This window comes from Micromonospora sp. NPDC048909 (genome assembly GCF_040649635.1).
GTDB lineage: Bacteria > Actinomycetota > Actinomycetes > Mycobacteriales > Micromonosporaceae > Micromonospora.
Genome location: NZ_JBEZFU010000006.1, coordinates 146,813 through 159,640, shown reverse-complemented (window position 1 = coordinate 159,640; position 12,828 = coordinate 146,813). Strand labels below are relative to the sequence as shown.

Genomic DNA, 12,828 nt, shown 5'->3' with positions numbered 1-12,828 from the left:
CGCCCGGCGTTCGGGGCGCAACGGCCGCGGCCGGTCGTCGGTGACCGCGAGGGCCACCGGCGACCGGCCGGCGTCGGGATGTCGGGCGCTGCCGCGCCCGGGCGGGTCAGCTGGCGGCCAGCGCCCCGTCCGAGGAGAGGACCAGGCCAACGCTGGCGGCGCCGGTCTTCAACGCGTTCTTGGTCTGCGGCCCACCGGCGTCCAGCGAGCTGAACGAACCGGCGTTGAAGTTGTAGACCTGCACCAGACCGGCCTGGCACTTCGGCCGCTGCGGGCACTCCGGCGGACCGGCGAGCACCGTCGCCTGGCCGGAGCACTTGCTGGCCAACTCGGAGAGGTTCTTGACGCCGTACTTGTCGGCGAACGCCTTGGTGACCGCGAAGGCGTTCTGGTCCTGCGCCTGCGACGGCGCACCGAAGACGATGCCCACCTTGTCACCGCTGGCCTTCAGCGCGGTGACGGTCTTGTCCAGATCGGGGGACGAGACCGGCTGGGCGTTCGCCCCGTTGGCCTTGGTGTTGAGGAACTCGGCCATGGACGCCGCGTACTCCGGGACGACCTGGATCTCGCCCTTCTCCAGGGCCGGCTCGTAGAGCTCCCGGTTACCGATCTGCTGCACCCGCACCTGGTAGCCGGCGGCGGTGAGCACGATCCGGTAGAGCTCGCCGAGCGTCTCGCTCTCGCTGAAGTTGCCGGCGCCGACCACGATCTGGCCGCCCGGCCCCTTGGCGATCCCGTTGGTCAGGTTGTTGGCCGTGGCGAACTCCTCGGCCGCCGCCTTCGGGGTCTTCCGGTCGACGTCGACCGCCTTGTTGAGCTGGATCAGCTTCGGGGTGTCCAGCGCGGCGGAGACCTTGTCCAGCGCGGCGATCAGCTGCGGGTTCGCGGCGTCCGCGTTGACCGCGGGGATGATGTTGTCACTGTTCTGAAGCTTCTTGTCGTCGTCGAGGACCACCAGCTGGTCACCGGCCACCGGGGCGCAACCGGCCCCACTCGCCCCCTGCTGGGGAGCGTCGGTGCCGGAGGAGCCGGCGCCACCGCAGCCGGTCAGCAGCCCGGCGACGGTCAGGGCCGCGGCCCCGCCGATGGCCAGTCGTGTGCGTGCGCGCATGATGCCCGCCTTCCGTGTCCCGGCGCGACCCCGTCCGGGCCGGCCGCGTGTCCGACGGGCGATCCTGCTGTCGGGTCACCCGCGATCTATCACCCAACATCTTCCACCCGGGTACGACAACCGGAGGCGACCTTTGTCACCGTATCGTCACACCCGTGACCTGGCCGTCGGCCCGGATGCGCATCCCCACCGCCGGCACGGGTCTCGCGGGCCGGTGCCGACCGCCCGGTGGCTCAGGTCGGCGACGCGGGTCGGCTCAGCCGCCGGCGACCGCGTCCGCCGCCCGGCGGTTGGCACGCCGGCGGGTGGCGCGCAGCGGGCGGGGCGTGACGACCCGCTCGACCAGCGCCAGGATCAGCTCCACCAGCACGGCGAGCCCGGCGACCAGCACCCCGCCGGCCAGGATCTGCCCGCCGCCCGCGGCGATGTCCAGCCCGAAGCCGGCCCGGATGATCTGGCCCAGCCCGCCGCCGTTGACGAACGAGGCCAACGCGGCGGTCGCCACCACCTGCACCGCGGCCGTCCGGAATCCGGCCGCCAGGTAGGGCACCGCCAGCGGCAACTCCACCCGCCGCAGTACCTGCCAGCCGGAGAGCCCCATCCCCCGCGCCGCGTCCCGGGCCTCCGGGTCGGCCTGACGCACCCCGGTGTACGCGTTGGCCAGCAGCGGCGGCACCGCGAAGACGGCCAGCGCGACGATCACCGACGGGCGGCCGAAGCCGAGGAAGGTCAGCGGAAGGATGGTCAGCAGGGCGAGCGTCGGAATGGCCAGGCTGACGTTGGACACCAGCACCACCAGGCCGCCGCCCCGCCCGGCGTGCCCGAGCCAGAGCCCGATCGGCCAGGCCACCAGGCAGCCGAGCGCCACCGCGGCGGCGGAGAGGAACAGATGCTCGCCGAGGCGGTCCAGCACACCACCGGGGTTGGTCCAGTTCAGCGGGTCGTTCAGCCAGACGACCGCCTGCTCGATCACGCTCACGACGACCTCCGGGCCAACCACGGCGTGAGGAACCGGCCGACGGTGGCCAGGATCAGGTCCAGCACCAGGGCGAGCAGGACGCAGAGCAGCGTCCCGGTCATGATCTGGGCCTTGAAGAAGTTGTTCTGGAAGCCGGCGAAGATCAGCTGCCCGAGCCCGCCCCGGCCGACCACCACGCCGACGGTGACCAACGCCACGGTCGAGACGGTCGCCAGCCGCAGGCCGGTGAGGATGCCGGGCAGGGCGAGCGGAAGATCGACCCGGAACAACCTGCCCCAACGGCCGTAGCCCATGCCCTCGGCCGCCTCGCGTACCTCGGGCGGCACCTGACTCAGCCCGGCGACGGTGTTGCGGACGATCACCAGCAGCGCGTAGAGCACCACCACGCTCAGCACCGTGACCACGCCGATGCCGAGGTAGGGCGCGACGAACGCGAACAGGGCCAGCGACGGGATGGTGTAGAGCACGCCGGTGAATGCCAGGATCGGGCCGGCCAGTGCGCGGAACCAGTACGCCGCCACGGCCAGCGGTACGGCGATCAGCGCGGCGATCAACACCGCGCGGGCGGTGAGCGAGGCGTGCTCACGCAGCGCGGCGAGGATCGTGTCAGAGTTGTCCCGCACGTACTGCCAGGAGAACCACGGGTTACCCGGGTCGGCCCGGTAGCTCAGGCGGAAGGACATACGTGGACGTTACCCCGGAGACCTCCGGCGCCGGCGGGCGCGCGACGGCCGACGCCGCACGCGCCGCGTCGATCAGCCTCGAGGGAATCCACAAGCGCTACCCGGACGGGACCGAGGCCGTACGCGAGCTGAGCCTCGAGGTCAAGGCCGGCGAGTTGGTGGTGCTGATCGGCCCGTCGGGCTGCGGCAAGTCGACCGTGCTGCGGATGATCAACCGGTTGATCGAGCCCACCGGCGGCCGGATCATGCTCGGCGACGAGGACGTCACCCGGGTCGACCCGGTGCGGCTGCGCCGCCGGATCGGCTACGTCATCCAGAACGTCGGCCTCTTTCCCCACCAGACCGTGCGGGCCAACGTGGCGACCGTCCCCCGGCTGCTCGGCTGGCCCCGGGAGCGCAGCCGGCGCCGGGTCGACGAACTGCTCGACCTGGTCGGCCTCGACCCGGGCCAGTTCGGCCGCCGCTACCCGCACGAACTCTCCGGCGGTCAGCGGCAGCGCGTCGGGGTGGCCCGGGCGCTCGCCGCCGACCCGGTGGTGCTGCTGATGGACGAGCCGTTCTCCGCCGTCGACCCGATCGTCCGGACCAGGTTGCAGGAGGAGTTCCTCCGGTTGCAGGCCGAGGTGCGCAAGACGATCGTGCTGGTGACCCACGACCTCGACGAGGCGGTCCGGCTCGGCGACCGGATCGCGGTGCTCTCCCAGGGCGGGCACCTGGAGCAGTACGACACCCCGGCGGCCCTGCTCGGCGCCCCCGCCACCCCGTTCGTCCGCGAGTTCGTGGGCGCCGACCGGGGGATCCGCCGGCTGGTGGTCACCCCGCTCGACCGGGAGACGCTGGAGCCGCTGCCCGCCGGCGGCTCGCCGGACGCGCCGACGGTGCCGCTGCGCGGTTCGGCGTACGACGCGCTGGCGGTGATGCTCACCTCGGCGGCGGACCGGGTGGTGGTCACCGACGAGGGGCGACCGGTGGGTGTGCTCGGCCGCCAGCGCGTGCTCGACCTGGGCCGACCGGAGTGATGCCGAGCTGGGCCGGCCGGGCGGTCAGGCCCGGCCGCCCAGGCTCGCGGTGGCGATGATCCAGCCGGTGAGGAAGCCGTAGCTCGCGCCGGCGGCGGCGGTCTGCAACGCGCCGAGCATCGAGGCGCCGGGCCCGAGGAGCACCCCGAGCAGCCCGGCGATCCCGCCGGCCAGCACGTACGCCGCCCAGCCGGAGAAGAACTGGCTCAGCGGCCCGGGCACCCGGGCGACCTGCGTGGCCGGCAGCAGGTAGAGCAGAGCCGCCGTGAGGATCACCAGCAGGATGGCCCGCAGGTCGGCGACGAGCACCCCGCCGGCCTGGTCACTGCCGTCGACCAGCCAGGCCGGCCAGGCGAGCAGCCGCAGGTACCAGCCGCCGGCCGCGTTCGGGTCGGTGTGACCCTGCGCCCAGCCGACGTACGCCGGGCTCCCGGTGACGGCGACGAGCACGAGCGCGGCGAGCGTGCCGGTGCCGGCCGCCGTGCCGTAGCGGCTGACCGGACCGGTCCGGTTGGTGAGCGCCATGATCCCGTCACTTTCCGGCCCGCCGAGGCGGGCAGATGCGTAGCTGCCGGCCCGTCAGTGCTTCATCAGGTAGTCGATGAAGGCGGCCCGCAGCAACGGCTCGTGCTCCTCGTAGCCGTGCCCGGTCAGCTCCCGCCAGAGCGCGTTGGCCTCGTCCACGATCGGACCGACCGAGTTGGGCGCGCCGTCGAGCGCGGCGGCCTCGTCCGCGTTGGGCAGGCGCCGCAGCACCGACCAGAAGAACCCGAAGTCACGGTGCTCCCGGGCGAGCGCGAACGCCCGCTCCCGCAGCTCCTCGGTGGGAAGCGCATCCAGCTCCGCGAACGAACGGCCGCCGGTGGGGGTCGCTGGTGTCTCGGTCATGCCGCCGAGCCTAACCGCCGAGATCACGTGCGGCCCGTTGGACCGGGGCTCACCGTTCGTCGTCGTCCCAGCGGCGCGGCTCGTCCTCCCAGCGGGGCGACCGCCACGGGTCCACCGGGCTCTCCGCGGAAGGGGTGGGCAGGGCGGGCGGCCAGTTGTCGACCGGTCGCGGTCGGGGCATCGCCCAGCCCGAGCTGATCGCGCCGTCGCTGACCGGCTCGGGCGCGTCCGCGATCACCGGCCCGGGGCGCCCGTACCGCTCGACCAGCCGGGTGACCAGCAGCCCGACGCCCAGCGCCGCACCGCCGAGCGCCCACCGGCTCACCGACCAGCCCCGCGCCTGCGCGTACGCGAGGAAGGCCGACACCAGGCCGACCGCGAAGAGGGTGCCGAAGATCCCGCCGCGCCGGCCGTACGCGCTGGTCCCGGCGAGCAGCGCCACGCCGATCGCGAGCACCGTCCAGTCCAGGCCGGCGGTGGGGGCCACCGGCGCGGTGCCGTTCGCCGCGATCAGCACCCCGGCCAGCATGGCCAGCACCGTCGAGCAGACCAGCGCGCCGGTGGTGACCACCGCGGCCACCACGCCCCGGCGCCGGGACGGGTCGGCGACCGGACGGGACCGGCCGACCAGCCGGCGGATCGCCCTGATCGCGCCGAACAGCCCGCCGAGGACGGCCACCGCGGCGAACCCGGCGAAGAGGTAGACCGCGTGCCGGCGCGGGTCGTACTCGCCCTGCACCAGCACCGGGGCGGAGCGGTGCTCGATGTAGACCACGACGCCGGCCGCGCCGGCGAGGCTCGCCGCCCAGCCCGGCACGTGCAGCACCACCACCGCCAGCCCCAGCAGCAGCCCGGCCACCGCGGCGACCGCGGCGGCCGGCGCGACCGCGTCCGCCACGCCCCGGTCGCCCTGCTCGGCGAAGTGCAGCGCGGCGGCGACCGCGACCGGCCCGACCGCCAGGTTCGGGGCGGCGGTGCGCAGGCTCAACCCGGCGGCGAGAGTGAGCAGGCCGAGGGCGACCACGTCGACCAGGAGGGTGCGCAGCCCGGAGCCGCGCAGGACGTCCGGATCCTCCCGCCAGAGCAGCCAGGCCACGGCGGCCAACCCGACCAGCAGCACGATCTCCCAGCCGATGTGGACGCCGACCCGGTCCCGGCCGGGCTCGCCGTGGCTGGGATCGTCGAAGACGTTCTCCAGGACCGCGGCGGGCACCCCCGATGAGGGCTCGATCGACCCGTCGCGGCCCGGTTCGTCGTACCCCATTGACGCCGCCTCCCTTGGCCGGTCGTCCTGGTCCGACGCGCGGGCGGACCGGCGCGGCCGTTGCTCTCCGGTCGCAGGCACGCTACCCGCGCCGCGAGCCGGACGTAACCCCTCGACCAGCACCGATCCCGCGCGGGCCGGTCAGCGCGGGCCGGGGCGGCTCTCGCGCTCGTCGGGCTCGCGCTCGTCGTCGGGGCGCTCCGGCACCCGGCAGGACCGCTCCAGCCACAGCGCGGCCGCCACCAGGGCCAGCGAGGCGAGCAGCCCACCGCCGGCGGGCGCCCGGTCCTCCATGGCGGCTCGGGTCGACTCGACGAAGAGCCATCCGGTCAGCCCGGCGTAGAAGCCGGCGAAGATGGCACCGACCAGCGAGGACGCCTTGGCCAGCACCACGAACCGGGCGACCAGCAGCGGGTTGACCGGCTCGCGGCCCGGCCGCTGCTCGATCCGGCCCCGGGTGTTGATCGCGGCGTACCCCTCGAGCACGGCGAGCGCGGCGAGCGTGACCACCGGCAACCAGGGCAGTCGGGGGATCCCGTTGTAGTAGAGGCTGCTGATCAGCAACCAGGCCGCCGCGGCGGCGGCCAGACCGGCCACCACCAGGGTGGAGATCCGGGTCGGGCCCATCCGGAACTGATCCGGGCCTCTCCCGCCGGGCCTCGGGGACCGCGACTGCGTCATGCCGGCCGCCTCCGCTGGGTCATGCCGTCGACTCTATCGCCAGATCCGGGCGAGGGCGCAGTTCCGGCGCGTCGGCGGCGGCCGGGCCGTTGGTGAGCAGGTCGGTGAGCCAGCCGTGGCCGGGCAGCCGGCCGTACGGCTGGATGTCGATCCACGGGCGCAGCACGAACGCGCGCAGGTGGGCCCGGGGGTGCGGCAGGGTCAGCTCGGGGTCGTCGCTGAGCACCGGCTCGTCGTCGTCGCCCCAGACCGCGATGACGTCCACGTCGAGGGTGCGCGGCCCGAAGGGTCGTTCCGGGTCGCGGGTCCGGCCGGCCGCGCGCTCCGCGGCCCGGGCCCGCTCCAGCCAGTCGCGTGCGGTCGCGGTGGAGTCCTGCGCGAGCAGCGCCGCGTTGAGGTACCCGGGCTGGTCCGGGTCCCCCCACGGTGGAGTCTCGTACACCCCGGAGACCACCAGCACGGTGTCGCCGAGCGCGGCGACCGCGGCGCGCAGGTGGGCCAGCCGGTCACCCAGGTTGCTGCCGATGGAGAGCACCGCGCGGCTCACCGGGCACGCGCCCGGGTCATCGTGACGGCCACGTCGGTGAAGGTGTGCGGCACCGGCGCCTCCGGTTTGTGCACGGTGATCGTCGCGCTCGCCACCCGCGGGTCGGCCAGGCAGACCGTGAGCAGCCGGTCGGCGAGCGTCTCGATCAGGTTGACCGGCTCGCCGGTCACCACGGCGACCAGGCCCTCCGCCAGCTCGCCGTAGTGGACGGTGTCCGCCACGTCGTCGGAGCGGGCGGCCGGGCCGAGGTCGAGGTCGAGCACCGCGTCGACGACGAAGTCCTGCCCCTGGGCGCGTTCGAAGTCGTACACCCCGTGCCGGCCACGCGCCCGCAGGCCGGTGAGCTGGATCCGGTCGGTCACCGCTCCCCCTGCCCGTGGGCACGGGCCGGAGCGGACCCGACGTCGGCGGTCGCCAGCAGACGCGGGCTGCCGCTGGCCCGCCAGACGGCGAGCGCGTCCGCGGTCGCGCGGACGTCGTGCACCCGCACCCCCCAGGCGCCGGCCGCCACGGCGAGCAGGCTGGTCGCCACGGTGGCCGCCTCCCGCTCGCCGGTGGGCCGTGCACGGCCGTCCGGGCCGGCCAGCAGCGCGCCCAGGTAGGACTTGCGGCTCGCCCCGAAGAGCAGTGGGTAGCCGAGGTCGAGCAGCTCGGGCAGGCGGGCCGTGAGTTGCCAGTTGTGCGTGGCGGTCTTGGCGAACCCGAGCCCCGGGTCGAGGACGATCTTCTCGGCGGCGACGCCGGCGCGCAGCGCCTCGTCGACCCGCTGCGCCAGCTCCGTCCGGACGTCGGCGACCACGTCGGCGTAGGTGGCCAGGTCGCGCATGCCGCGCGAGTGACCGCGCCAGTGCATCAGCACCCACGGGCAGCCCGCGTCGCGTACCACCCGGGCCATGTCGGAATCGGCCAGGCCACCCGAGACGTCGTTGACCACCACCGCGCCGGCGGCGAGCGCCGCCTCGGCGACCCGGGCCCGGCTGGTGTCGATGCTGACCGCCACCCCGGCCCCGGCGAGCTCGCGGATGACCGGCAGCACCCGGGCGGCCTCGGTCTCGGCGTCGATCCGGTCGGCGCCCGGCCGGGTGGACTCGCCGCCCACGTCCACCAGCTGCGCCCCGTCGTCGCGGAGTCGGACGCCGTGTCCGATGGCGGCGTCGACGTCGGCGTACCGTCCGCCGTCGGAGAAGGAGTCGGGCGTGACGTTGAGGACGCCCATCACCACCGGGGCCGGGGCCCGTACCAGATCGGTCACGACTAGACCGTACCGGTCGGCCGCAGGGCCCTCAGGGGGCCGGGTGGCGACCTCTCACACCGACCCTGACATGCGCATTGGAACAGGTGTACGATCGGTCGTCCGGGTCGGATCGGGCAGCCTCTTCGCGGCTTGTCGCATTCCGGGGCGGGCCGTACGCTTTGGAATTGCCCAGCATCGAGATGGCGAAGCTTGGAGGGAGGGCCGAAGCGGGAAGAATCCGGCCAAACCTCGCCACTCTCCGTGGTGAGTAACGAACACAGGGTCAGTCACGCTGCGCCCAGTGAGCACATTTCCCGCCAGGCTTGCCTATTGCACCGCCGCGGCTGCGCCGGCCGCGATTTGGGGAGGTTTCAGTGATCGCCATCGAGCTCATGGAGACGGCGTCCTCCGGCGTCGCCCACGCGCTCTCCACCCTGGCGTCGACTCCACTCGCCGAGCCGGCGCCGAAAGGCATCGACACCGAGGGTGTCGTCACCTTCTTCGCCAGCAAGGTAGCGCCGATCCTGCTCGCCGTCCTCGGCGTCATCTTCATCGGTCGAGCCAGCCGCGGCGAGATCTCCAAGGTGCTGACCAGCTCCGCCATCGCGATCGTCGGGTTGGCCTTCATCGCCGGCGCGGCCACGCTCTTCTTCGTCGGTGACTACCTGATCGATCTGATCTTCGAGTAGACGCGGGCAGATATGCGGCTGCGCACCGACGACGACATCTACCGGGCACGCCTGGTCTACCTCGGGCCGCCCGGCTACACCCTTCCCGTCCACCTGCCGTACGCCCAGTACGGACTCTTCATGCTGCTCGTCCCCCTCTACATGTTCATCCACTGGCTGTTCACGCTGCAGGTGGAGCTCTTCCCCGCGTGGGAGATCGCGCTCGCCATCGTGAGCACGTCGTTCATCTTCCGGTACGTCGACCCGGACCGGCCGGCGCGGATGGTCATCCGTACCGCGCTGACGGACTGGCGACGCACCCGGGAGCCGGCCGCCGAGCAGCGCGATCCGCGCCTGGTCGGCAGCGGGATCAGGATCCGGGAGGAACTGGCATGACCGGGCGTACACCGTTCGGACGGTCGCACGACGCGGGTGAGGCGGTCGCATGAGTCGCTCTACCACGCCGGGTTCCCCGGCCGGCCGTCCGGCTGTGCCGGACAGTCACCGTGCGCGTTCGCTCGATTACCCAGACGCCGAGCTGGACGAGACTGCCCTCGATCCCGCCCTGGCGACCTCGCCGGGGCATGGAGTCGGTGTCTTCCAGGCACCCCGGCCGGTCCCGCGCCGGGCTCCGGCCGCCGAGCCGGGGCCGACCGGGGAGAGCCCGGACATCGACTCCCCGTTCCTCGACCTCTTCGGCGTACCACGCCCCGGCCCGGGCCGCCCGGCCGCGCCGCACGACGGCACCGGCCACCAGCACCCGCCGATACCGCAGCAGCAGGCCGCGATCGAGTCGGCGCCCGCCGCCGGCCCGGTCCCACCGCCGCCACGGCTGCCCGCCGCCCCGCCGGACCGGTCGGCCGGGCAGCCCTACCGGGCCCCGACCGCGTCGGTCACCGAGCCGGAGCCGCCGGCCCGCCCCCGGGTGCCGCACCAGGCGGGCGACCGACTGCCGGCGGTACGCCCGCCGGTCGACGCCGAACCGCTGCCCGACCGGCCCACGCCGCTCGCGCCCGCCGCGCCGGTTCCGCCCGCCGAGCCCGAGCCGACGTCCCGGCGGTCGACGGAGATCCGGCCGGAGCGCGGTCGACCGGCCAAGCCGGCGAACGGACGTGAGGTGGCCGCGCCCCGACAGCGCTCGGCGGCGCGGAACCAGCCGATCAAGCCGGCCCGGGTCCGCGCCCCGAAAATCAAGTTCGGGGATCGCGACCCGTCGGTCGAGTTGGCGATCACCGAGATCGCCGGTCACCTCACCTTCACCCCGAACACGGTCACCGCCTGGTACTGGCTCCCCGAGGTGCGGTGGGCCTTCCGGCCGGACGCCGAACGCGAGGCACTGCTCTCGGCGATCTCCGAGCAGTACGCCGGCCTCGCCGGCTTCCGGCTGCACCTGCGCCGCACCACCCGCCCGTTCCCGGCCGACGAGTGGGCCCGCACCATCGACGCGCACACCGCCGCCCCGCTGCCCGACGTGCCCGGCACGACGAGCTGGGCCGACCACCTGGTCGCCGCGCAGCGCCACCTGATGTCGGTCAACCACGCCGAGGGACAGACCTACCTCGGGGTCACCTTCGCCCGCCGGTCGCTCGGCGACACGCTCAGCGAGCGGGTCCTGCGCGCCTTCGGCCGCGGGGTCGCCGAGGGTGAACGCCGCCGGCTGGGCCGGACGGTCGAGCAGTTCGACGAGGTGCTCGGGGCGTTCGGCATGCGCGGGCGGCGGGTCACCGCCCAGGAACTGGAGTGGCTGCTCTACCGCTCGGTGGCGCTCTGCATGGCGCCGCCCGGCGCGCTGTCACCGGTCACCGACGGGCGCTGGGAGCGGGGCGACCTGCTCGCCCTCACCGAGCAGGTCGAGCGCTACCGGACCCCCTACGGCTCCACCGTGAAGCTGGTCAACCGGATGACCGGCGAGGAGCGGCACGTGGCCGTGCTGGCCGTGGGCCGGATGGAGCCGCTGGAGATCCCCGAGCGGCACGAGCCCTGGCTGCACTTCCACGAGCGGTTGCCCTGGCCGATGGAGATCTCCACCCGGGTCGACATCCTCGGCTCCGGCGACTCCTTCCGGAACCTCGAACACCGGCTCCGCATGATCCGGTCCCAGCAGCTCGACTACGCCGAGCACGGCATCGACGCCCCGCCGGAACTGGAGCGGCTGGCCAAGCGGGCGCTGGTGATCGGCGACGAGATGACCACCGGCCTGCCGGTCGACTCGGCGCGGGCGCACGGCTGGCACCGGATCGCGGTCGGTGGCCGGACCCGCGAGGAGTGCATGGAGCGGGCCCGACGGCTGATCCAGCTCTACTCCCGCGAGCTGCGCATCTCGCTGCAACACCCGAAGAACCAGGACTGGCTCGCGCGGGAGTTCATCCCTGGCGAGCCGATCGCCAACACCGGCTACGTGCGGCGGATGCCCGTCCCGCTGCTGGCCGCGGCGCTGCCGCAGGCCGCCTCCACCGTCGGCGACCGGCGCGGCGACCTGATCGGCCGGACCGCCGGCACCTGCCGCCGGCCGGTCTTCCTCGACCTGCACTACCCGATGGAGGTGCGCGAACGCTCCGGGCTCGCGGTCTTCGTCGCCGAGCCCGGCGGCGGCAAGTCGACCCTGCTCGGCGCGCTCGGCTACCTGGCGGCCCGGCGGGGCGTCCAGGTGACCCTGCTCGACCCGTCCGGCCCGCTGGCCCGGCTCTGCGCGATGCCCGAGCTGCGGCCCTACTCCCGGGTGCTCAACCTGACCGGCTCCGAGCACGGCACCCTCGCACCGTACGCGCTGATCCCGACGCCGCTGCGTAGCGAGTTCGCGGTCGGCGCCGCCGGCGACCGGGAGTTCGAGATCGCGGTCTCCAACGCCCGGGCCGAGCGGCGGATGCTGGTACAGGACATCTGCATGATGCTGGTGCCACCGCAGGTAGCCCGGGAGGCGTCCACCGCGACCCTGTTCCGGCACGCCGTACGCCAGGTGCCGGCCGAGGAGACGTCCACCCTGGACGACGTGGTCACCTGCCTGGGCCAGCTCGACGACGACGCCGGCAAGGAGCTGGCGAACCTGCTGCTCGACACCGCCGAGATGCCCCTGGCGATGCTCTTCTTCGGCCGGCCACCGGAGGGCCTGCTCGGCCCGGACGCGGCGCTCACCGTGATCACCATGGCCGGGCTGCGGCTGCCCGACCTGAAGATCGAGCGCGAGTACTGGTCGGCCGAGGAGGCGCTCGCCCTGCCGATGCTGCATACCGCGCACCGGCTCGCGGTTCGGCGCTGCTACGGCGGGTCGATGTCGTCCCGCAAGCTGGTCGGCCTGGACGAGGCGCACTTCATGGAAGGCTGGCGCTCCGGGCGCTCCTTCCTGGTCCGGCTCGCCCGAGACTCTCGCAAGTGGAACCTCGCCGCGCTGGTCGCCTCCCAGAACCCGCGCGACATCCTCGGCCTCGACGTGCAGAACCTCGTCTCCACCGTGTTCGTCGGCCGGATCGCCGAGGACAGCGAGATCGCCTCCGAGGCGCTCCGACTGCTCCGGGTACCGGTCAACGACGGCTACGAGGCCACCCTGGCCTCGCTCTCCACCGCCGACGCCTCGTCGGCCGCCCGGCTCGGCTTCCGCGAGTTCGTCATGCGCGACGTCGACGGGCGCGTGCAGAAGGTCCGTGTGGACGTCTCGTACGTCGACGGGCTGCTGGACCACCTCGACACCACGCCCGCCGCGATCGCCTCGGCGGCCGGAGTACTGCCGAACCTCCCCCTGCCGGATCTGGAGGCGTGA

Annotated in this window: 13 protein-coding genes and 1 pseudogene; 4 read left to right on the top strand and 10 right to left on the bottom strand. The window is 73.8% G+C overall.

Annotated features, from left to right (window positions below; genetic code table 11):
• Positions 1-106: 106 nt before the first annotated feature.
• The 3 genes and pseudogenes from AB0C04_RS18340 to AB0C04_RS18330 all read right to left on the bottom strand — a co-directional run bounded on the left by AB0C04_RS18340 (position 107) and on the right by AB0C04_RS18330 (position 2,773).
• A pseudogene (locus tag AB0C04_RS18340) lies at positions 107-1,231 on the bottom strand (glycine betaine ABC transporter substrate-binding protein).
• A 136-nt stretch (positions 1,232-1,367) separates the two neighbouring features.
• Positions 1,368-2,090 carry an ABC transporter permease gene (locus tag AB0C04_RS18335; protein WP_350873530.1) on the bottom strand — a complete coding sequence of 241 codons (723 nt, stop codon included), beginning with the start codon at positions 2,088-2,090 and terminating at the stop codon, positions 1,368-1,370.
• On the bottom strand, positions 2,087-2,773 hold the full coding sequence (locus AB0C04_RS18330) for an ABC transporter permease (RefSeq protein ID WP_350873531.1): 687 nt from the start codon (positions 2,771-2,773) through the stop codon (positions 2,087-2,089). Before AB0C04_RS18330 ends, AB0C04_RS18335 begins: the two co-directional genes overlap by 4 nt.
• Positions 2,774-2,775: 2 nt before the next feature.
• On the opposite strand from AB0C04_RS18330, the gene AB0C04_RS18325 reads away from it, so the two are divergent.
• Positions 2,776-3,792, top strand: coding sequence for an ATP-binding cassette domain-containing protein (locus AB0C04_RS18325; RefSeq protein WP_357055673.1), 1,017 nt, complete (start codon positions 2,776-2,778; stop codon positions 3,790-3,792).
• A 24-nt stretch (positions 3,793-3,816) separates the two neighbouring features.
• Here the strand turns inward: AB0C04_RS18325 and AB0C04_RS18320 are convergent, their stop codons facing one another.
• The 7 genes from AB0C04_RS18320 to folP all read right to left on the bottom strand — a co-directional run bounded on the left by AB0C04_RS18320 (position 3,817) and on the right by folP (position 8,424).
• The gene (locus tag AB0C04_RS18320) at positions 3,817-4,317 is read right to left on the bottom strand and encodes a hypothetical protein (protein WP_357055670.1); all 501 of its coding nucleotides are present in this window, start codon (positions 4,315-4,317) and stop codon (positions 3,817-3,819) included.
• A gap of 54 nt (positions 4,318-4,371) precedes the next feature.
• Positions 4,372-4,680 carry a hypothetical protein gene (locus tag AB0C04_RS18315; RefSeq protein ID WP_350873534.1) on the bottom strand — a complete coding sequence of 103 codons (309 nt, stop codon included), beginning with the start codon at positions 4,678-4,680 and terminating at the stop codon, positions 4,372-4,374.
• A gap of 49 nt (positions 4,681-4,729) precedes the next feature.
• Positions 4,730-5,944, bottom strand: coding sequence for an ABC transporter permease (locus tag AB0C04_RS18310; RefSeq protein WP_357055667.1), 1,215 nt, complete (start codon positions 5,942-5,944; stop codon positions 4,730-4,732).
• Positions 5,945-6,085: 141 nt separating this feature from the next.
• Positions 6,086-6,625 carry a DUF3180 domain-containing protein gene (locus AB0C04_RS18305; RefSeq protein ID WP_357055664.1) on the bottom strand — a complete coding sequence of 180 codons (540 nt, stop codon included), beginning with the start codon at positions 6,623-6,625 and terminating at the stop codon, positions 6,086-6,088.
• A 19-nt stretch (positions 6,626-6,644) separates the two neighbouring features.
• A complete protein-coding gene (gene folK, locus AB0C04_RS18300) occupies positions 6,645-7,172 on the bottom strand; it encodes a 2-amino-4-hydroxy-6-hydroxymethyldihydropteridine diphosphokinase (protein ID WP_357055661.1) in 528 nt (175 codons plus the stop codon).
• Positions 7,169-7,534, bottom strand: coding sequence for a dihydroneopterin aldolase (gene folB, locus AB0C04_RS18295; protein ID WP_357055658.1), 366 nt, complete (start codon positions 7,532-7,534; stop codon positions 7,169-7,171). Before folB ends, folK begins: the two co-directional genes overlap by 4 nt.
• Positions 7,531-8,424: a dihydropteroate synthase gene (gene folP / locus AB0C04_RS18290; RefSeq protein WP_357055655.1), complete on the bottom strand. Its 894-nt coding sequence runs from the start codon at positions 8,422-8,424 to the stop codon at positions 7,531-7,533. The genes folB and folP overlap by 4 nt, the downstream gene beginning before the upstream one ends.
• Positions 8,425-8,780: 356 nt before the next feature.
• Between folP and AB0C04_RS18285 the strand changes: the two genes are divergently transcribed.
• From AB0C04_RS18285 to AB0C04_RS18275, 3 genes are read left to right on the top strand one after another with little or no spacing between them, the layout of a single operon-like run.
• Complete coding sequence (locus AB0C04_RS18285) at positions 8,781-9,095, top strand: hypothetical protein (RefSeq protein WP_350873540.1); 315 nt, start codon at positions 8,781-8,783, stop codon at positions 9,093-9,095.
• A gap of 12 nt (positions 9,096-9,107) precedes the next feature.
• Complete coding sequence (locus AB0C04_RS18280) at positions 9,108-9,470, top strand: hypothetical protein (RefSeq protein ID WP_350873541.1); 363 nt, start codon at positions 9,108-9,110, stop codon at positions 9,468-9,470.
• Between the two features lie 49 nt (positions 9,471-9,519).
• Positions 9,520-12,828, top strand: a complete 3,309-nt coding sequence (locus AB0C04_RS18275; RefSeq protein ID WP_357055651.1) for an ATP-binding protein — start codon at positions 9,520-9,522, stop codon at positions 12,826-12,828.

Bases quoted from the DNA above. Each gene is read 5' to 3' on its own strand.
- AB0C04_RS18330 (WP_350873531.1), bottom strand. From the start codon at position 2,773: ATGTCCTTCCGCCTGAGCTACCGGGCCGACCCGGGTAACCCGTGGTTC.
- AB0C04_RS18320 (WP_357055670.1), bottom strand. From the start codon at position 4,317: ATGGCGCTCACCAACCGGACCGGTCCGGTCAGCCGCTACGGCACGGCG.
- AB0C04_RS18315 (WP_350873534.1), bottom strand. From the start codon at position 4,680: ATGACCGAGACACCAGCGACCCCCACCGGCGGCCGTTCGTTCGCGGAG.
- AB0C04_RS18310 (WP_357055667.1), bottom strand. From the start codon at position 5,944: ATGGGGTACGACGAACCGGGCCGCGACGGGTCGATCGAGCCCTCATCG.
- AB0C04_RS18305 (WP_357055664.1), bottom strand. From the start codon at position 6,625: ATGACGCAGTCGCGGTCCCCGAGGCCCGGCGGGAGAGGCCCGGATCAG.
- AB0C04_RS18280 (WP_350873541.1), top strand. From the start codon at position 9,108: ATGCGGCTGCGCACCGACGACGACATCTACCGGGCACGCCTGGTCTAC.
- AB0C04_RS18275 (WP_357055651.1), top strand. From the start codon at position 9,520: ATGAGTCGCTCTACCACGCCGGGTTCCCCGGCCGGCCGTCCGGCTGTG.